15 protein-coding genes are annotated in these 18,795 nt (G+C 67.9%); 7 read left to right on the top strand and 8 right to left on the bottom strand.

Annotated elements, in window-relative coordinates; translation table 11 throughout:
- The first annotated feature begins 116 nt into the window (after positions 1–116).
- Positions 117–1,115 (top strand): tripartite tricarboxylate transporter substrate binding protein, encoded by a 999-nt coding sequence (locus ING98_07440; protein MCA3101689.1) that lies wholly within the window; start codon positions 117–119, stop codon positions 1,113–1,115.
- Between the two features lie 83 nt (positions 1,116–1,198).
- Here ING98_07440 and ING98_07435 read toward each other — a convergent pair whose 3' ends face one another.
- Entirely contained in the window at positions 1,199–2,053 is an 855-nt protein-coding gene (locus ING98_07435; protein MCA3101688.1) for a hypothetical protein, read from the bottom strand.
- Here ING98_07435 and ING98_07430 point away from each other — a divergent pair.
- A complete protein-coding gene (locus ING98_07430; protein MCA3101687.1) occupies positions 2,052–3,425 on the top strand; it encodes a hypothetical protein in 1,374 nt (457 codons plus the stop codon). The genes ING98_07435 and ING98_07430 overlap by 2 nt on opposite strands.
- A 68-nt stretch (positions 3,426–3,493) precedes the next feature.
- Here ING98_07430 and ING98_07425 read toward each other — a convergent pair whose 3' ends face one another.
- From ING98_07425 to ING98_07410, 4 genes are read right to left on the bottom strand one after another with little or no spacing between them, the layout of a single operon-like run.
- Positions 3,494–4,126, bottom strand: a complete 633-nt coding sequence (locus tag ING98_07425) for a hypothetical protein (protein ID MCA3101686.1) — start codon at positions 4,124–4,126, stop codon at positions 3,494–3,496.
- A 22-nt stretch (positions 4,127–4,148) separates the two neighbouring features.
- Positions 4,149–5,528 (bottom strand): MmgE/PrpD family protein, encoded by a 1,380-nt coding sequence (locus ING98_07420; protein MCA3101685.1) that lies wholly within the window; start codon positions 5,526–5,528, stop codon positions 4,149–4,151.
- 48 nt (positions 5,529–5,576) lie between these two features.
- The gene (locus ING98_07415; GenBank protein MCA3101684.1) at positions 5,577–6,437 is read right to left on the bottom strand and encodes an alpha/beta hydrolase; all 861 of its coding nucleotides are present in this window, start codon (positions 6,435–6,437) and stop codon (positions 5,577–5,579) included.
- A 25-nt stretch (positions 6,438–6,462) separates the two neighbouring features.
- Complete coding sequence (locus tag ING98_07410) at positions 6,463–8,505, bottom strand: fused MFS/spermidine synthase (GenBank protein MCA3101683.1); 2,043 nt, start codon at positions 8,503–8,505, stop codon at positions 6,463–6,465.
- Positions 8,506–8,654: 149 nt separating this feature from the next.
- On the opposite strand from ING98_07410, the gene ING98_07405 reads away from it, so the two are divergent.
- Together ING98_07405 and ING98_07400 are read left to right on the top strand one after the other, a co-directional pair.
- Positions 8,655–9,419, top strand: coding sequence for an SDR family oxidoreductase (locus tag ING98_07405; protein ID MCA3101682.1), 765 nt, complete (start codon positions 8,655–8,657; stop codon positions 9,417–9,419).
- Positions 9,420–9,508: 89 nt separating this feature from the next.
- Positions 9,509–10,360, top strand: coding sequence for a TRAP transporter substrate-binding protein (locus ING98_07400; GenBank protein MCA3101681.1), 852 nt, complete (start codon positions 9,509–9,511; stop codon positions 10,358–10,360).
- Between the two features lie 29 nt (positions 10,361–10,389).
- On the opposite strand, the gene ING98_07395 is transcribed toward ING98_07400, so the two are convergent.
- Both ING98_07395 and ING98_07390 read right to left on the bottom strand, forming a co-directional pair.
- Positions 10,390–11,415 carry a tripartite tricarboxylate transporter substrate binding protein gene (locus tag ING98_07395; protein MCA3101680.1) on the bottom strand — a complete coding sequence of 342 codons (1,026 nt, stop codon included), beginning with the start codon at positions 11,413–11,415 and terminating at the stop codon, positions 10,390–10,392.
- Positions 11,416–11,497: 82 nt separating this feature from the next.
- Positions 11,498–12,316 carry a sugar phosphate isomerase/epimerase gene (locus ING98_07390; protein MCA3101679.1) on the bottom strand — a complete coding sequence of 273 codons (819 nt, stop codon included), beginning with the start codon at positions 12,314–12,316 and terminating at the stop codon, positions 11,498–11,500.
- A 149-nt stretch (positions 12,317–12,465) separates the two neighbouring features.
- Here ING98_07390 and ING98_07385 point away from each other — a divergent pair, with 149 nt between their 5' ends.
- The 3 genes from ING98_07385 (at position 12,466) to ING98_07375 (ending at position 18,162) form a co-directional block, all read left to right on the top strand.
- Positions 12,466–14,319, top strand: coding sequence for a hydantoinase B/oxoprolinase family protein (locus ING98_07385; GenBank protein ID MCA3101678.1), 1,854 nt, complete (start codon positions 12,466–12,468; stop codon positions 14,317–14,319).
- The gene (locus ING98_07380; GenBank protein ID MCA3101677.1) at positions 14,316–16,421 is read left to right on the top strand and encodes a hydantoinase/oxoprolinase family protein; all 2,106 of its coding nucleotides are present in this window, start codon (positions 14,316–14,318) and stop codon (positions 16,419–16,421) included. Before ING98_07385 ends, ING98_07380 begins: the two co-directional genes overlap by 4 nt.
- 85 nt (positions 16,422–16,506) lie before the next feature.
- A complete protein-coding gene (locus tag ING98_07375) occupies positions 16,507–18,162 on the top strand; it encodes a hypothetical protein (protein MCA3101676.1) in 1,656 nt (551 codons plus the stop codon).
- A 57-nt stretch (positions 18,163–18,219) separates the two neighbouring features.
- On the opposite strand, the gene ING98_07370 is transcribed toward ING98_07375, so the two are convergent.
- Complete coding sequence (locus tag ING98_07370) at positions 18,220–18,795, bottom strand: hypothetical protein (GenBank protein MCA3101675.1); 576 nt, start codon at positions 18,793–18,795, stop codon at positions 18,220–18,222.

Here is an 18,795-nt window from a genome sequence, read left to right as displayed (position 1 = left end):
GCGAGTTGGCGTTTCGTAGCGGGTCGCCGTAGACTGTTGCCTGCGTCAGATTGCCCGAAGCGCCGGCCCCAGCGGCGCACGGAAGACATCGGCGCATTCCCGAGGAGGAAACGACAATGCCCTGCAACCGCCCGGCGGTCGCCGCTCTCGCTGCTGCCTGCACGATGCTGTCCAGCGTTCCTGCGCAAGGGGCATCCCCGCCGTCGTACCCCGTCAAGCCCGTCCGGCTGATCATCGCCAACACGCCGGGTACGTCCGTCGACGCACTGGCGCGCGTGCTCGGCGTGCGCCTGGGCGAGGAACTCGGCGCGCAGATCGTCCCGGACAACCGCGCCGGTGCAGGTGGCCTCATCGGCGGTGAGATCGCATCTCGCTCGGCGGCGGATGGCTACACCCTGCTGGTCAGCTCCACCGGCATGCAGGTGATCACGCCCCAGATCTACAAGGGGCTGAACTACGATCCCATCCGCGACTTCGTGCCGCTGTCGCTGGTCGCGGTCACGCACAACATGCTGGTTGTCACGCCCTCGTTGCCGGTGCAGTCGGTACAGGAACTGATCGCACATGCGAGGGCCAATCCCGGGAAGCTCAACATGTCGAACGCGGGGTCGGGCTTCCAGAGCCACCTGGCCGGCGTGCTGTTCACCCACATGACGGGCATCAACGTGCAGCACGTTCCGTACAAGGGCGGCGCGTCCCTCGTCGCGGTGATCGGCAACGAGGCGCAGGTGACGATCGCACCGATGCCGGCGGTGATCGGCCATGTCCGCGCGGGCAAGCTTCGCGCGGTAGCCACCGGCGGCGAGAAGCGCTCCGTGGTGACGCCGACGCTGCCGACCATCATCGAGGCTGGTGTGCCGGGATATGTATCCACCGGCTGGATGGGGCTGATGCTGCCTGCCGGACCCTCGCGCGCGGGTCCGCCGAAGCCGCTGTACGAGCGGCTGCGCACCGCAGTGGTCAAGGTCGTCGAGGATCCGGTGACGCGCGAGCAGATGGAGCGCCAGGGCGGCGAAGCCATGTCCAGCACGCCGGAGGCCTTCCTGCAGCTGATCCGCGAAGAGTACAAGCGCTTCCAGACCGCGATCGGACTCGCTGGCCTGAAGGTCGACTGAAAACCCGTGTCAGACTCGGTTTTCCGACCCTCGTCGTGCCGCAGACCGTACCTTGCCGGGAAAACCGAGTCTGACCCGGATTTTCAGTCGTGGGCGCGGCGGCGCTGCAGGGTGAGCACGCCCGCTGCAACGATGAGCGTCGCAAGCAGCGCGCAGCCATAGGCGAGCGGCGCCGGCCACGTACCCAGCGTCATCTTCAGCACCTGGAAGAACAGCGCGAAGGTGACCAGGCCTTCGATGCAGCCGCGCAGCAGCGACAACACGGCCGCCTGTCCTTCGACGCGATGCGTAAACGGTGCCATCACGGACAGCATCACCGGGAATGTCGAGGCCATGCCGGTCATCGTCGGTCCGATCGAGGCGGCGAGCAGGGTTACCGTCATCATGAAGCTGGTCGACACGATGATGCGCGCGGGCAGGTCCCAGGCCGGCGGGGGCTTGCGGCGCAGTGTCGGGCCGGGTGCCGGGCAGACCCGTATCGCCAGCACGATCGCCGATGCGGTGACCCAGATCACGGCCGACTCTGGCAGCGCGATCGTGTCGAGCAGCCAGACCATCGATGCGGTGGCCGAGAGGCCGCAGACGAGCGCGCCCGGCCATGCGAAGCGGCGCGCAGCGAAGCCGTAGGACAGGCAGTAGGTCGCCAGCGCGATCAGCCCTAGCAGCGTGCCTGAGGCCGCCTCGCGTGCGAAGCCGATGCCCTGTTCGAACGCCACGAACACCGAGATCGGACCGGACACGATCGGCAGCCCGAGGATCAGCCCGGCGACGGCCGCGCCGTAGCGCCGGCCAGCCAGCGTCGCGGTGACGATCACCAGCGGCATCGTCGCGAGCTTGAGCAGGAAGAGCGAACCCATGCGTGGAGAGTGCCCGCGCGTGCGGACGCAGGCAAGCGCGGCGGGCAGGCGCGGCAGGCCGGCTGCTATAGTCGGTGGCATGAGTGAACCGCAACCGTCCGGTCGGCATCGGCTCAGCGGCTGGCTGCTGATGTCGGTGGTTGCACTGGCGATCGCCGCCGAGATCGTGCCCACGATCCCGGACTGGCTGCCCGGCGCGGTCGCATGGGCGGCCGCCGCCCCGCTCTGGCACCGTCTCGGCCAGCGGCAGCGGGTGATGGTGGTGGTGATGGGCGTGCTCGGTGCCGCGGGTATGGCCTGGGGCGCGCTGCACGGGCAGTCGGGCCTGCTTGCGCGTGCGCTGACGATGAACACGATGATCATCGCGATGCTGGTCGGCGTCGCCTTCCTGCCGCTGGTCAGCGTGCGCGAGACAGACGGCGAGCCGGGCAGCGAGCCGGCACCGCTGCGCCGCGGCCGGCTCGCGCTGCTGCGCACGATCGTCGGCGTGCACGTGTTCGGCGGGGTGATCAATCTCACCGCCGCGCTGATCGCGGCTGACCGGCTGCGCCGCCCGCCAGGACCCGGCGTGCCGGTGCCGGACTATCCGGTGCCGCCGGAAGGTACGCTCACCCGCCAGCAGGCCATGGCCCTCGGGACCGCTTTCTCCACCTGTGCGTTCTGGTCGCCGTTCCTCGGTGCGATGGCGGTCGCGCTCACCGTGGCTGAGGGCTCGAGCCTGTTCACCCTGGTGCTGCTGGGCCTGCCGATCGGACTGGTCGCGACCCTGGTGCTGTGGGCATGGCTTTCCACGGCCCGCTTCGGCCATGCCCGCGACTTCGAAGGTTATCCGGTGGACGTCGGCGCCCTGTGGATTCCGTTCGTGCTTGCGATCGGCGTGTTCGCGATCCACGAATGGAAGCCCGCCTGGTCGATACAGCCGGTGATCGCGATACTGGCGATCGCGATCACCGGGGTAGCGCTGGCGGCAAAGCAGGGCGCGTCCGCCGCGTCCGATCGGCTGCTGCGGCATGTGCCGATGCGACTGCCGGGGCTGGCCGGCGAACTCTGGATCTTCATGGCAGCCGGGCTGCTCGCCTCCGGCCTGGCGGCGCTGCTCACCGCGTTCGATATCGGCACACCGTTCACCGGGTTCGGTGGTCTGGAAGCGAGCATCGTGCTGGTGATCTGCACGCTGGTGGCCTGGGCCGGCCTGCATACCATCGTGTCGATCCCGCTGGTCGGCGTCTGGCTGGCACCGTTGTCGCCGCAACCCGACCTGCTCGCGCTCGCCTTCCTCTGCTCATGGGCGATCGGCCTGCCGGCCTGCGCCACCTCGGGCACGGTGCTGGCCATGCAGGCACGCTACGGCATCCCGATCGGCACCTACATCCGATGGAACCTGCCCTACCTCGTCACGATGCTGGGCGTGTCGATCGTCGCGCTGAACCTGTACGCATACCTGCTGTACTGACCTGATGTACTGACCGCGCCCTCCCGATCGTCCGCGCCGCGCGGACGCCCGTGCCACAACCGGACCCGCTAGCCGCTCGCTCCGGGATCTCCATGGCGCGACATCCATCCTTCGGCCTCGGCGGCGGACAGGCTCTGTCCGGGCCACGGCCAGAGCCCGGGCACCCGTTCACGATAGCGTCGGTAGGCCTCGCCGAAGGTTCCCACCAGCTTCGCGTCCTCCAGGTGCGAGCCAACCAGGAGGTACAGCGTGATCGCGATCGAGGTTACCAGCCAGGCCGAATCCATCGGCCGCGTCCAGATGATCACCAGCGCCAGGAAGTACCACGGGTGCCGCACATGCCGGTGCAGTGGCGACAGCGTGAAGCCGGCACTGCCATCGACCGATTCGATGCGCAGCCCGGTGAACGCACCCATGTCGTACCAGCGCAGGGTCCAGAAGAAGGTAGCCACCGCCGCCACCGCCGCGACGTCGCAGGCCAGCCTTGCCGGCATCGGTATCTCGAACAGCGGCGCACCGGACAGCTGCCACTGCAGCCACAGCACCGGCAGCAGCGCGGCCAGCGCCACGCCGTTGTAGGCCAGCCGGTAGGCCGGCGCGAGCCGCGGCAGGCGAGCCGCCACCATGGCTTTCACCGGCGTGGCTGCGAGCAGCGAGTGCAGGCAGAAGTACAGTGCCCAGGCGATGGCCAGCAGTGTCAGGCCGGCCGGGCTGGCTGCAGGATCAGCCACCACCGGCTGCGCGCGCGAACAGGGGGGATAGGTCGTCGAGTTCGTCGATGCCACGGCACATCGTGCAAAGCGCGCGCGCAGCCTCTTCGCCCAGCGCGCGCGTGGCAAGCGCGATGAACTTGGCATCCAGTGCCGCGTCGGACATCGGATTGACGACGCTGCCGGTCGCATGTTCGACGCGTGCCTCGAAGCGCCGGCCGTCGGCGAGCATCAGCGTCACGGCAGACTGGTCGGTGCCCAGGCTCTCGTCCACCACTGGGTGGATGCGGGTACGCAGCGCCGCGAGCGCCGGGTCGACCGCGCGCGCGTCGGTGAACTGGTCGACGCCGGCCGACTGGTCGGCGAGGGCCACCGCACAGGCATGGCTGAAGCTCAGCTTCGACTCGAGCCCGTCCTTCGGATCGGTGCGTCCGGTGAGCACCATCACCAGCGGATGCACCTTCACCTCGACGCGTTCGATCGCCGCCGCTGGCGCACCCGACTGCGCCGCCACCTGCAGGCAGCCATCGATCAGCGGATGCAGCACGATGCCGCAGGGATAGGGTTTGTAGGTGTCGAGTGCCGCCTCCCAGCGCTCGCCCAGCGAGCCGGTGAGACTGTCCTCGTCGAATCCGTCGGCCAGCACGACGGCGAAGCCACGCGGTGCCTCGATCGCGCGCAGCGACGAGGTGAAGCCGGTGGCCGCGATCAGCGCGGCGTTCAGGCCTTCGCGGCCGGCGCGCGCGATGTTGTAGCTCTTCGACATGCCGCCCATCATCTCGCCCAGCCCGGTCGCCGATGTCGCGGCGATGCCGATCGCGTGGGCCATCCTCACCGTGTCGAGGCCGAGCAGGCGGCCGGTGGCCACGGCTGCACCGACCACGCCGCAGGTGCCGGTGATGTGCCAGCCGCGGGCGTAGTGTCCATGACCGATCGCGACGCCGAGCCGGCACGCGACTTCCATGCCGATGAGGAACGCGTCGAGCAGCCGCGCACCGGTGACCTTCGGCAGTCCGTCGGGCAGTGCCTCGGCGATCGCGAGTACCGCCGACAGGCAGGCCGGCCCCGGATGGATCACCGTCGCCAGGTGCGTGTCGTCGAAGTCGAGGATGTTGCTCGAGTAGCCATTGACCAGCGCGGCGGTCAGTGCATCGGTGCGCTGGCCGCGGCCGAACAGCCGGGCCGCCGGTGCGCCGGCATGCGGCCGCAGCGCCGACCACAGCAGGTCGACCGCCGGGTCGTCGGCACCGCCCAGCATGCAGCCGAACGAATTGAGGAAGGCGCGGCGCGCTTCAGCCAGCGCAGCGGCGGACGGGCTGCCGGCCGTGCGCGCGATCGGATGCAGCGCCGCGAAGCGGGCAAGGGCGAGCGTAGGGGTCGTGTCGGTATCCATGCGGAGACTCTAGCACCGGGCGTCGACCGATGCCCGACATCGGCGCGCTCAGCGGATGAACGCCGCGATCTCCTCTGCCGTGCCACCCATCCAGTTCAGTGGCCGCGCGAGCGACCCGACCAGCGTACGGTGGCCGAGGTTCTCGTAAGGGACGAGCTTCACCTCGGTGCCGACCTCGCGCAGCCGGCGGGCCAGGGCCTCGCTGTTCTTCGGGGCTACCAGGTTGTCCGAGGTCGCATAGAGCAGCAGCGAGCGCGGCGCTCCCTTCGCGACCGCGTTGATCGGCTGTGTTGATGGCGGGGTATCCGGCCAGCCGAAGACCGCGCGGGTGGTCCTCCCGGTGAGCGGCAGGAAGTCGTACGGGCCAGCCATGCCGACGAACCCGGCGAGCCGTCCGGCGTCGAAGCCGGCGTCCTTCGCGAAGCGCGGGTCGAACGCAACCATCGCGGCGTTGTAGGCGCCTGCCGAATGGCCTCCGATGAACACCCGCGATGGATCGCCGCCATGCCTCGTCGCATGGTCGATCACCCAGCGGACCGCGCGCGCACTGTCCTCGACGAAGCCGGGGAACTTCACTTCGGGATGCAACCGGTAGTCGGGCACCACGGTGACGATCCCACGTGCCGCCATTGCCTCGCCGACGAACCGGTAGAAGCCGCGCGTGCCCGATGTCCAGGCGCCACCATAGAAAAACACGAACACCGGCGCGGGCGTGCGTGCGTCGAGCGGCGAGTAGACGTCCAGCCGCTGGCGGGGATTGCTGCCGTAGGCGATGTCCGGCGCGAGCCGGTAGGTGTCGTCGGGTACCCGCCTTTCCAGGAGGGTAACCGGCGAGCAGGCCTGCACCAGCGGCAGGGCGCCGCCCGCGAGGCCGAGGTGAAGCAGGCGGCGACGGTTCGAAGAGAGCATGGACCGGATTATCCGGCCCATGCCCTCATTTCAGGATCTGGAACAGGTTGTTGAAGTCGTCCGTCCACAGACGCCACTGCGGCTTCGAGTCCACCGGCTGGGCGACCGCCTTGATCGCGGCCTTCTGCAGCATGGCGTCGCTGCGGCTGACCAGCACCCAGTCGGAACTCGACAGGAAGCGGTCCTGCCGGTCGCTGGGCTCGTCGGACACGATGGCCGACTGCAGGCCCATCTCGTCGGCGATCCGGCGCACCACCGGGGGCAGGTCGAGGAAGCGGTTTGTCACGTGGAATGCGATCACGCCATCGGGCTTCATGTGCCGCAGGTAGACTTCCATGGCCTCCTTCGTGATCAGGTGCGTGGGGATCGAGTCGCTGGAGAACGCATCGATCGCCAGTACGTCGAAGCCCTGCGGTGCTTCGCGCTCGAGCTGGAGGCGTGCATCGCCGAGCACCACGTCGACCTTGGCCTTCGAATCTTTCAGAAAGCTGAACCAGTCGCGGGCGATGTCGACCACCTGTGGATTGATCTCATACATGCGGAAGCGGTCGCCCGAACGCCCGTAGGTGGCCAGCGTGCCGGTACCGAGCCCGATCACGCCGACATGGCGCGCGCTCTCCGGGGCGTTGGCGATCGCCAGCCCGATGCCCGATGCCGGACCGTAATAGCTGGTCGGATCCATCCTGCGCGCCGGGTCGAGCCGCTGCTCGCCGTGCAGGATCACGCCGTGCACGAGGCTGCGCACCGCCTCCGGGTCGGTCTTCGGATCGCCGTAGTCTTTCACCCGTACGACGCCGTAGAAGTTGCGCTGGATCATCAGCGAGTCGGCCAGCTTCTCCTTCACGTAGATGGCCGACTGGACGCCGGTGAAGACCAGCACGCCGACCGCCACCACCAGGGCATATACCGGTGCCTTGCGCACCCGGATCAGCGCGAGCAGCGCGACCAGCACGAAGCCGATGCCCAGTTCCCAGTAGCCGTTGAACGCATGCGGTGCCAGCACGCCGACGAACAGGCCGCCCAGGGCGCCGCCCAGCGAGATCATCAGATAGAACGTCGTCAGGTAGCGCGGTGCCGGCTTGATCAGCGTCAGTTCGCCGTGGCAGAACATGCACAGCACGAACAGCCCGGCGCAGTAGAGCGGGATCGCGACCTTGATGCTCAGCGTGATCTCGTTCGAGTGCAGGCCCCAGGCCATCACGCACAGCAGCACCGCGCCGAGCAGCATCAGCGGGGTGCGCCGGTACCAGCCCTGCGAGTCGAAGCAGAGGATGAAGGTGAGCAGGTACAGCGACAGCGGCACGATCCACAGGAATGGCACCGAGGCGATGTTCTGCGTCATGTGGCTGGTCAGCGAGAGCAGCAGCACCGAACCCATCGCCGACAGCGACAGCCACATCAGCAGCGCCCCCCAGGTCGGTGGCTGCCCGGCCGCATCGCCGGCGGCGTGCACCGCGCGCGAGGGCGCGACATCGACCGGTACGCTGCTGGTCTTGAGCCCGTAGGCGGCGGCGGCTGCGCACAGTGTCACGAACACCACGTAGCCGGCGGACCAGCCCCAAGACTGTGCGACGGTGTTCACCCACGGCTCGATCGCGACCGGGTAGGACAGCAGCGCGAGCATCGATGCCAGGTTGGACAGCGCGAACAGCCGGTAGGGCACGGCGTTGTCGAACGTACGAGCGAACCAGGCCTGCACCAGCGGCCCGGTAGTCGACAGCAGGAGGTAGGGGAGGCCGATGGTGGCCAGCAGCAGCCCGAGGATGCGCAGCGCCGGGTCTTCGTCGCCCGACGGCTTCCAGGACGCGTCGGCGATGATCGGCAGCACCGCGAGGCTTGCCACCAGCAGGCCGATGTGCAGCCAGGCCTGCTTCTTCGGCGCCAGGCGCCGGGTGGTCCAGTCGGTGTATGCGTATCCTGCGAGAAGCACGCTCTGGAAGAACACGAGGCAGGTTGTCCAGACCGCGGACGAGCCGCCGAACCAGGGCAGGATCTGCTTGGCGATCAGCGGTTGCACCAGGAACAGCAGGAACGCGCTGAAGAAGATCGTTACGGCATAAAGGTACATCGGGTGTCCTTGGGATCGGATGCGCGTCTGGTATGCCCGTCTGGGATGCAGGTATGGGATGCAGGTCTGGTCTTGCGTACGTCGGCCCGCAAGGGCAAACCTCGTATTATATGGGTTGTCTCAACGCACCAACCGCTCGAAAGGTACACATGGCTGCGTATCCGGAACTCAACGGCAGGGTGGTAGCCATCACTGGCGCCGCCTCGGGCATCGGCGCCGTGGCCGCGCGCGAGTTCGCCGCGCAGGGCGCGCGGGTCGCGCTGGTCGACATCGCGCGTGACGACGCCCAGGCGCTGGCGGCGGAACTGGTCGCGGCGGGCGGGACCGCTCGCCATGTGCACTGCGACATCTCGGACGAGGCCTCGGTGCAGGCGGCTGTCGCGGAGGTGACCTTCGCGTTCGGTGGCCTCGACGTGCTGGTGAACTGCGCCGGCGGCTACACGAAGATGCTCAATATCGAGCAGATGCCGGTCGAGGAATTCGACAAGGTGATCGCGCTCAACCTGCGCGGTACCTTCCTGATGTGCAAGGCGGCGATCCCGGCGCTCAAGGCCTCGAAGGCCGGGCGCATCATCAACATCGCCTCGATCTCCGGGCGTACCGTGCACGCGACCTCGTCGCCCGCCTACGGCGCGGCCAAGGCCGGCGTGATCCAGCTCACCCGATTCCTCGCCTGGGAACTGGGCCCGCACAACATCACCGCCAACTCGATCGCGCCGATCACCACGTTGACGCCCCGGGTGGCTGCCCTGCGCACGCCGGAGCAGGTCGAGCAGATGGCGGCGACCATCCCGTTGCGGCGCCTGGCCGAACCGGTCGACCATGTGAACGCGATGCTCTGGCTCGCCTCCGATGCGGCGAGCTACATCAATGGCGTGTCGCTCGACGTCAACGGCGGCCGGGTGATGTTCTGAACATCGGTGCGGCGGTCACCGGCCGCCAGTTCCACAACCAGCCCGAGAAGAGCCACCTGCACGGCTTCCTGGTCGACCTGTGGGACGAGGTGCGGCGCGAGACCGGCGGTGCGCTCGAGATCACGGTCCATGCGCAGAATGCCGGCATCCCGGGATCCGATCCGGCTGCGCTGAAGATGCTGATTGCCGGCGAGGTGGAGTTCATCGTGCTGATGGGCGGGCTGCTCGGCGACGTCGTCCCGGCGGCCGGGATACAGGGGTTGCCGTTCGCCTTCACCAGCCATGCACAGGTGCATGCCGCCGATGCCGGGCCACTCGGCGAATACCTGCGCCGCGAGATGCTCGCGGCCGGCATCCGCGGGTTCGGCGGCGGCCTGATGGAGAACGGATTCCGCCACATCGTCATGCGCGAGAAGCCTGTCCGTGGCGTCGAGGACCTCGCCGGTGTGCGCATGCGGGTGCCCGACAGCCCGCTGTTCATCGACACCTTCACCGCGCTGGGCGCGACGCCGGTGATCGCCAACATCAGCGAACTGTATTCCTCGCTGGCGAGTGGCCGTGTCGACGGCCAGGAGAACCCGCTCGCGGTGTGCGAGGTGAACCGGCTCTACGAGGTCACGCGCTACGTGAGCCTGACCAGCCACATGTGGTCCGGCTTCAACCTGATCGGCAACCTCGCCTTCGTGCAGCGGCTGCCCGTATCGACCGTGTCGATCGTGGAACGCGCGGTGGCCAGGCACGTGGCGCGGCAGTGCGCGTATACCGACGGATTCAACCGAGACCTCGAGCGTGGGCTCGCCGACCGCGGGATGATCTTCAACACCGCCGATGTCGCCGGCTTCCGCCGCGCGCTTTCGACCGAGTTCTACCTGCGCTCGAAGGAACGCTTCGGACGCACGGCGTGGACACTGCTCGAGGATGCGGTGGGCCGGCTGGGCTGAGCCAGCCGGCCGGTAGCCCGGCGGCGCGGCTACTCGAGCTTGATGTTCGCCGCCTTCGCCACCTTCGTCCATTTCGCGATCTCGTCGCGGATGTACTGGGCGAACTGTTCGGGCGTCGTGCTGGAGGCGTTCATGCCCACCTTGAGCAGACCGGTCTTCACGTCAGCCGCAGCCAGCGTCTTGACGAGGTCTGCGTTGAGGCGGTCGACCGCTGGTCGCGGCGTATTGGCCGGTGCCACCACGCCCCACCAGCTGACCACGTCATAGCCGGGGATCGTCTCGGCGACAGTCGGGATGTTCGGCACTTCCTGCTCGCGCGTCGGTCCGGTCACCGCGATCGCGCGTACCCGGCCGTTCTGGATCTGCGGCAGGGCAGTGGTCAGGGTCGGTATCATGAACGCGATCTCGCCGGCGACCACGCCAGCCAGCGCCGGCGGGCTGCCGCGGTAGGGCACGTGCGTGGTCTCGATCTTCATCAGCGTGTTGAGCAGCGCCGCCGCCAGGTGCTGCGAACTGCCCGGTCCGGCCGAACTGTAGTTCAGCATGCCGGGCTTTGCACGCGCGATCGCGACCAGTTCCTTCACCGTCTTCGCCGGCACCGACGGGTGCACGACGATGATGTTGGCCGTGGTGCTCACCAGAGACACGGGCGAGAAATCCTTCACCGGATCGTACGGCAGCTTCGCGTAGAGGGCAGGGTTGACCCCGTGGGTCGAGATGTTCGCGAGCAGCAGCGTGTAGCCGTCGTTTGGCGACTTCGCGGTGATCTCCGCGCCGAGCGAGCCGCCGGCACCGGGGCGCACGTCGACGACCACCGGCTGGCCGAGCAGTTCGCTCCAGCGCGGCGTGAAGATGCGCGCGATCACGTCGGTCGCGCTGCCAGCGGCCTGGGCGACGACCAGGCGGATGGGCTTGGCCGGAAAGGCCTGTGCGGCGGCGATCGATGGCAGCGCGAGCAATGCCGCTGCACCGGTTGCGGATATGGCGACCGCCAGGGCGGTCGGACGCGACGGTCGGGCGATGCGCCGCTTCGCGGCAGGGTACTGGTTCTGCATATGCTCCTCCGGGGGACTGGTCATGCGGTGTGTCGGCGGCCTCTGGCGGGCCGCTCGGGATCGGGTGGATCAGGCTGGACGATCAGGCGGCCAGCAGCCTGCGCGTTGCGTCGGCCGCCTCGCGCGCAACTTCGGTCGGTGGCCGCGCCCACAGCGCCGGGTTGGGCGCCTCGAAGCTCATGTAGCCGCCATAGCCCTTCTCGCGCAACAGGTCGAACACCGCCCGCCACTGCACGATTCCCTCGCCGGGCAGCAGCCGGTCGGTCGGTCGCCGCTGGCCGGGCGGCGGGCCCGCAGGGACGTCGCTGTACTGGAAGGTGAAGATCTCCTCCGGTGCGACATGTTCGAAGCCGCGGCCCGGCGAGCCGCTGCGCTGCAGGTGGTACGCGTCGATCAGCAGCCCGGCGGCCGGATGCGCGGCCTTCGCGATGATCTCGCGTGCGACCTCGAGATGGTTGATCACGTCGTGCTGCGAGTTGAACTCGAGTGCGAGCCTCAGGCCGTGGTCCGCTGCGATCTGCGCGGCTTCGCGCAGCGACAGTGCCGCCTGCGCGACGGTGCCGTTGTTCTGGCCGGGTGCGGTCATGATCATCGGACAACCCATCGCGACCGCGTTGCTGCAGGTCAGGGCGAACACGTCGAACAACCGGCGCCGCTCGGCACCCTCGGCGAACAGCAGGCCGTATTCGGTGCCGAGGACGGCGATGTGCATGCCGCTGGTCCTGACCAGGTCGAGTACCTGGGCATTGCTCATCCCCATGTCGAGGCAGCGCGTGAAGTCGATCCGCCGAAGCTCCATCGCATCGAAGCCGCCAGCGCGTGCCGCCGCCAGCGCCTCCGCGAGCGGCGTCGTGTCGAGCGACCAGGTGTGCAGCGCGAGACGTTGGGCAAGATCGGTCATCGAGGGGTTCCGGTGAGACGCGTGCCGCACATCATACCTGTGCGGTGCGACAGGTTGCGCGGGTGCCATGCCTGCCGTGTTGCGGGAACCCTGCCGGGTCTGCCGATTTGCCGGTACGCTAGCGGAAATCCCCCCGGGCGAGGCCCCAGATGAATGCACCGACAGCCGCTGGCACCATTGCGTCCACCACTCGTGACCCGATCGCGTTCGAGCTGTTCAAGAACTCGGTCGCGGCGATCGCCGACGAGATGGCGGTCACCGTCCACCGTACCAGCTACACCTCGGTGGTGAAGAACAACATGGACTTCTCCACTGCGTTCGCCGACGGTGACGGGGTGATCGTCGCGCAGGGGCTGACCCTGTCCGGGCACCTGGGTGCGATCCCGGTCGCGCTGCAGTCGGTGATGAAGTGTTTCGAGGGCGACATCCATCCGGGCGATGTGTTCGCGATGAACGACCCGTTCGAAGGCGGCATGCACCTGCCCGACATCTTCGTGTTCCAGCCGATCTTCGTCGACGGCAGGCGGCTGGCCTTTGCCTGCACCATCGCGCACCACACCGACGTCGGGGGGAGGGTGCCGGGGTCGAGCGCGGCCGACTCGACCGAGATCTTCCAGGAAGGCATCCGTATCCCGCCGATCAAGCTGTTCGACCGCGGCGTCAAGAACTTCACCTTCTTCCGCATCTTCGAGGCGAACGTGCGGGTGCCGGACAAGGTGGTGGGCGACCTCACCGCGCAGCTGTCGGCCTGCTACGTTGCGGAGAAGCAGTTCCTGGAACTGGTCGAGCGCTACGGTACCGACACGGTCGCCTTCTTCATGAAGGAGATCAACATCTACGCCGAGCGCGTCACCCGCGCGGCGATCGAGAAGCTGCCCGACGGCGAGTGGAGCTTCGAGGACTGGATCGACGACGACGGGGTCGACCGCGACAAGCCGATCCGCCTGTTCGTGACCGTGCGCAAGCACGGCGACGAGATGGAGGTCGACTACACCGGGTCCAGCCCGCAGGTGCGCGGTGCGATCAATTCCACCTACAGCTACAGCTGCGGTTCCGCGTGGACCGCGGTGCGCGCGATCCTGCCGCAGGACATCCCGAACGCGGAGGGCGCCTCGCGCCCGATCAGGGTGACAGCGCCGGAGGGCACGATCGCCAACGTGATCATGCCGGGCGCCTGCGCGGCGCGCGCAATGACCGGTTTCCGGATGACCGATGCCACCTTCGGTGCGCTCGCCCAGATGCTGCCCGACAACGGCATGACCGCCTCGGACGGCGGCAACACCAACGTGTCGATCGGCGGCTACTACCGAGACCGCAAGTCGTTCATCTATGTCGACTTCACCTGCGGTTCGTGGGGCGCGCGCGCGTTCGACGACGGCCATGACGGTCTGTCGCACATCAAGGGAAACATGGCCTCGCATGCGGTGGAGTCGATCGAGGCCGAATACCCGATCCAGTTCCTGTCCTACGAGTTCGTGCCGGACAAGTTCGGCCCGGGCAAGTACCGCGGCGGCGCGCCGTACAGGCGCGACTACCGGTTCCTGGAAGGCGAGGCAGTGCTGTCGGTGCGCGCCGACCGCAAGCGATTCCCGGCGTTCGGGTTGTACGGTGGTCAGCCGGGCCGTCCCTCGGAGAACGTGCTAAACCCGGGCACGTCGCAGGAAGAGCCGCTGACCGGCAAGTTCACCCGCTCCATCCACCGCGGTGACGTGTTCCGCACGGTGCTCGCCGGCGGTGGCGGCTGGGGCGATCCGCTCGAGCGCGATCCGGCGCGCGTGCTGCGCGACGTGCGCAATGAACTGCTGTCCGACGAACTCGCGCGGTCGCAGTACGGGGTGGTGGTCGACCGCAAGCACTGGCTGGTGGACGAGGCGGGTACGCATGCGCTGCGCGAGTCCATGCGCGCCGCGCGCGGCGGCGCGACGCTACCCTTCGTCACCCATGCATGGCCGGCAGATTTCGACGGCACCGACATCCGCGCGATCGAGGCATCGAGGAAATGAGCGACTCCCTTCCGCACCACCCCACCTACCGCGTCGGCGTCGACATCGGCGGCACCTTCACCGACATCGTTTTCCTGTCCGAGGACGGCCGGCTGCTGACCAAGAAGATCTCCTCCAGCGTGGACAACTACGCGCTGGCGATCGTCCAGGGCCTTAGCGACCTGTTCAAGGAGCACGGACTGGCGGGCAGCGACGTCGACGTGCTGCGCCACGGTACGACGGTCGGCTCGAATGCGATCCTCGAGCACAAGGGCGTGCTGACCGGGCTCATCTGCAGCGAGGGCTTCCGCGACATCCTCGAGATCCGCAACCTGCGCCGGCCGCATCTCTACAACATCGTCTGGAACAAGCCGCAGCCGCTGGTCGAGCGCTACCTGCGGCTGCCGGTGGACGAGCGGATCAACGCCCGGGGTGAGATCGAGGTGGCGCTGGACCTCGCCCAGGTCGAACAGGTCGTCGATCGCATGCTCGGCGAAGGTGTCGAGGCGATCGCCGTATGCCTGAAGAATTCGTACCTGAACCCGGTGCACGAGTACGCGATCAAGCGGGTGATCGAGGCACGCGCGCCCGGCCTGCCGCACTGCGTGAGCCACGACGTGCTGCCCGAGATCAAGGAGTACGAGCGCACTTCGACCACCACGGTCAACGCGTATATCCTGCCGATCGTCAAGCGCTACCTTGAAACGCTGCGCAAGAGCCTCGACGATTCGGGCATCCATGCGAAGCTGCTGCTGATGCAGAGCAACGGCGGCCTGATCACCGATGCCGAGGCCGCACGCATGCCGGTGAACATCGTCGAGTCCGGACCGGCCGGCGGCGTGGTCGGTGCGCAGGCGCTGGCGAAGAAACTCGGGCTGACCCAGATCGTTACCTTCGACATGGGCGGAACCACCGCCAAGGCCTCGATCGTCGAGGAAGGCGAAGTGTCGCGCGCCACCGAGTACAGCGTTGGCGGCGGCATCATGATCGGCTCGCGGCTGCTGACCGGGTCGGGCTACCTGTTGAGGGTGCCGGCGATCGACCTGGCGGAAGTCGGCGCAGGCGGCGGTTCGATCGTGCGCGTCGACGCCGGCGGCGCGGTACGCGTCGGGCCGGACAGCGCAGGCGCCTTTCCCGGACCGGTCTGCTACGGCAAGGGCGGCACCGAGCCGACCATCACCGACTGCAACGTGGTGCTCGGCTACATCAACCCGCAGCACCTCGTGCAGGGCGAGCTGTCGCTCGACGCCTCGAAGAGCCGCAGCGCGGTGGCCGAGAAGGTGGCCGGGCCGCTCGGGTTGTCGCCGGAGCATGCCGCCTATGCCGCCTTCAAGATCGCCGGCTCGAACATGATGCGCGCGATCCGCGCGGTGTCGGTCGAGCGCGGCCGCGACGTGCGCGGCTTCTCGCTGTTCGCCTTCGGCGGCAACGGCCCGCTGTTCGGCGCGGATCTCGCGCAATCGCTCGGCATGAAGCTGGTGGTGGTTCCGCCCTCGGCTGGCCTGTTCTCGTCGTTCGGGCTGCTCTATGCCGACGTCGAGCACCACTACTCGCGCACCTTCCGGCGCGTACTTTCGACGGCGGGCGTGGCGGATATCAACGCCGCCTGGGACCGTTTGATCGCCCATGGCCGCGCCCAGCTCGAGGCCGAGGGCTTTCCGCCGGAGCGCATCCGCATCCGCAAGTTTGCCGACATGCACTACAAGGGGCAGTCGTACGAACTCGCGGTGCCCGCGCCGGATGCTCCGCTCGATGCGACCACCGTGCCGGTGCTGGAGGAGACGTTCGCTAAAGAGTACGAACGGACCTACGGTCACCGCTCACCGTCGTCGATACCGATCGAAATGGTCAACATCAAGGTGATCGCACTGGGCCTGCCCGAGCGTCCACTGGTACCCGAGGCGCTGCACGACGTGCGTGCCGAGCGGCCGGCGCCGCCGCCGCGACAGGTCTACTTCGGTCCGCAGGCCGGCTGGCAGCTGACGCCGATCCTGCGTCGGTCGGATCTCGCCCGGAAGACCGACGGTCCGCTGATCGTCGAGGACTACGATTCGACCTGCGTGGTGCCGCCGGGTGCCACGGCGGAACTCGATGGGTACGGGAACATCCTGATCAGGCTCTGAGCCAGCGGCGGAAGGGCGGTCAGGCGCCCGGAGTCGGCAGAATCGCGCGAAGCAGGTAGTCTTCGCCACAAGCGACCGAGGCCCCATGACGACCGACACGAAGACAGCCACTGCAGACACCGGCAACGCAATCTGGCGCTGGTTCGACCGAACCGTGCTGTCGCTCGGCCGCGACATGCGCTGGTCCTACCTGCCGCCGCTGATGGTGTACGTGGCGGCCGGGGTGTCGGGCCTGACCGGTATCGTCGGTACCTTCTTCGTCAAGGAGTACCTCGGGCTGTCGGCGGCCTTCCTCGCCGCGCTCGGCTTCTGGGCGGGTATCCCCTGGGCGCTGAAGATGCCGCTCGGACACCTGGTCGATCTGATCTGGCGCTACAAGGCGTGGCTGGTCTGGCTCGGCGCCTCGGTGATCGCGGCCAGCCTGCTGATCATGTACGGGCTGATCGTGCATACCGATGCGATGGTCGCGATTGCATCGAAGGAGGTCTGGTTCGTCGTCTCGGCGCTGCTGTCGCCGGTCGGTTTCGTGATCCAGGACTGCGTGGCCGACGCGATGACCGTCGAGGCGGTGCCAAGGCTGGACGCGCAGGGCAATCCGGTCGACCCGGACACGCGCAAGCTGATGCACACGACCATGCAGATGCTCGGCCGGGTGGCGATCATCGGTGGCACCGTACTGGTCGGGCTGATCAACGTCTGGATGTTCCAGGACGCGGCGAAGCTGCCCGAGGCGCAGAAGGTCGCCATCTACGGCAACGTGTATGCGCTGGCACTGGTGATCCCGCTGCTGTCGGTGCTGGGCGTGATGCTCGCAGGCTTCATGAAGCGCAGCACCGTGCGCAAGCTGGCCGCGCTCGGCAAGTCGCGCGAAGAGATCGCGCGCGTGCTCTACGAGACGCCCTCGGCGACCACGCCGAACTGGTGGATCCTCGGCGGTAGCCTGGTGTTCGTGGCGATCACCCTCGCCGTCGGCCTCGGCAGGTTCGACTACGGCCAGGAGATCATCTTCGCCGGCTCGATGGCGGTGATCGTGTTCCTGATGGTGCGCCTTACCCGCGAGCTCGACCCCGATGCGCAGCGACTGCTGATCGGTACCGCGGTGGTCGTGTTCATCTTCCGCGCGATGCCCGGCCCGGGCGCGGGCGCCACCTGGTGGTTCATCGACGAACTCGGCTTCGACCAGCAGTTCCTCGCGAAGCTGTCGCTGCTCGGCAGCCTGCTCACGCTGGCTGGCCTGTTCATCTTCCGCCGGTTCATCGCCGAACACTCGCTCGCCACGATCGTCGTGTTCCTCACCATCGCCGGCACGATCCTCGCGCTGCCGACGCTGGGCATGTACCACGGCCTGCACCACTGGACCGCGGCAATGACAGGCGGCGTGGTCGACGCCCACTTCATTGCGGTGATCGATACCGCGCTGGAGTCGCCGCTCGGCCAGATAGCGATGATCCCGATGCTTGCCTGGATCGCCAACTCGGCGCCTGAGCACCTGAAGGCGACGTTCTTCGCGGTGATGGCCTCGTTCACCAACCTCGCGCTGTCCGCATCGCAGCTCGGCACCAAGTACCTGAACCAGGTATTCGACGTGACGCGCGAGGTGAAGGACGCCACCGGCGCGGTAAAGGTACCGGCGGACTACAGCGAGCTGGGCATGCTGCTCGTGACGGTGATGGTGATCGGCTTCGTGCTGCCGATGCTGGCGGTGGCGGTCGTACGGATAGCGAAATTGCGTACTGCGTGACACATGTCCGGACTGCCCGCCCGCGCGCCCTGGCCGGAGCGCGCGGGCGCGCGCAGATCAGAACTCCAGCTTGGAGATCTTGCTGCCGTCGATCGCAGCACCTGCGAACAGGCCCGCGTTGGCAAGTGCGAAGCCGGCGATGTCCGCCTTCGCAGTCGCAGTATCCACCGCTGCGTTCGCGCCGGCGCGCATCACCGCCACCGAGGCATTGACACCCGCGGTCCAGCCATCGGACTTGCGGAAGCCGGCGAACGCCGACTCGGTCAGGAACATCAGTATCAAGGCCTTCGACTGGCCACCGGCCTGGAAGCCGAACGAGCCTGCGGTGATCCTGTAATAGTCGATCGTCTTGCCGCCGACGCGGAGCGCCCCGTCGCCGAACTCGCCGCCGATGATGAAGCCGGCCTGGATCACGTTCGGGAACACGAGGATGCCGCGCGCGCGCGCGGCGAGTTCGCGCGTGCCGCTGACGCTCTGGAAGAGCTCGCCCATGGCCTTGTCAAAGCCCTTGTCGATCGTGGCGCGGCGCTCGGCGGGCGTGGCGCCCGAACCCATGTTGGTGCTGCAACCGGCAAGCAGCGTGCCAGACGCGGCCACTGACGCAATGGCGGTGATCATGTTCCTGCGGTTCAT

This window comes from Rhodocyclaceae bacterium (genome assembly GCA_020248265.1).
Taxonomy (GTDB): domain Bacteria; phylum Pseudomonadota; class Gammaproteobacteria; order Burkholderiales; family CAIKXV01; genus CAIKXV01.
This window is presented reverse-complemented; position numbering and strand designations above follow the sequence as displayed.

What these genes read in the sequence shown, in the direction of transcription:
- ING98_07390 (MCA3101679.1), bottom strand. Translation starts at nt 12,316, where the DNA reads ATGACCGATCTTGCCCAACGTCTCGCGCTGCACACCTGGTCGCTCGAC.
- ING98_07395 (MCA3101680.1), bottom strand. Translation starts at nt 11,415, where the DNA reads ATGCAGAACCAGTACCCTGCCGCGAAGCGGCGCATCGCCCGACCGTCG.
- ING98_07420 (MCA3101685.1), bottom strand. Translation starts at nt 5,528, where the DNA reads ATGGATACCGACACGACCCCTACGCTCGCCCTTGCCCGCTTCGCGGCG.
- ING98_07415 (MCA3101684.1), bottom strand. Translation starts at nt 6,437, where the DNA reads ATGCTCTCTTCGAACCGTCGCCGCCTGCTTCACCTCGGCCTCGCGGGC.
- ING98_07385 (MCA3101678.1), top strand. Translation starts at nt 12,466, where the DNA reads ATGAATGCACCGACAGCCGCTGGCACCATTGCGTCCACCACTCGTGAC.
- ING98_07375 (MCA3101676.1), top strand. Translation starts at nt 16,507, where the DNA reads ATGACGACCGACACGAAGACAGCCACTGCAGACACCGGCAACGCAATC.
- ING98_07380 (MCA3101677.1), top strand. Translation starts at nt 14,316, where the DNA reads ATGAGCGACTCCCTTCCGCACCACCCCACCTACCGCGTCGGCGTCGAC.
- ING98_07430 (MCA3101687.1), top strand. Translation starts at nt 2,052, where the DNA reads ATGAGTGAACCGCAACCGTCCGGTCGGCATCGGCTCAGCGGCTGGCTG.
- ING98_07435 (MCA3101688.1), bottom strand. Translation starts at nt 2,053, where the DNA reads ATGCCACCGACTATAGCAGCCGGCCTGCCGCGCCTGCCCGCCGCGCTT.
- ING98_07440 (MCA3101689.1), top strand. Translation starts at nt 117, where the DNA reads ATGCCCTGCAACCGCCCGGCGGTCGCCGCTCTCGCTGCTGCCTGCACG.
- ING98_07410 (MCA3101683.1), bottom strand. Translation starts at nt 8,505, where the DNA reads ATGTACCTTTATGCCGTAACGATCTTCTTCAGCGCGTTCCTGCTGTTC.
- ING98_07370 (MCA3101675.1), bottom strand. Translation starts at nt 18,795, where the DNA reads ATGAACCGCAGGAACATGATCACCGCCATTGCGTCAGTGGCCGCGTCT.
- ING98_07405 (MCA3101682.1), top strand. Translation starts at nt 8,655, where the DNA reads ATGGCTGCGTATCCGGAACTCAACGGCAGGGTGGTAGCCATCACTGGC.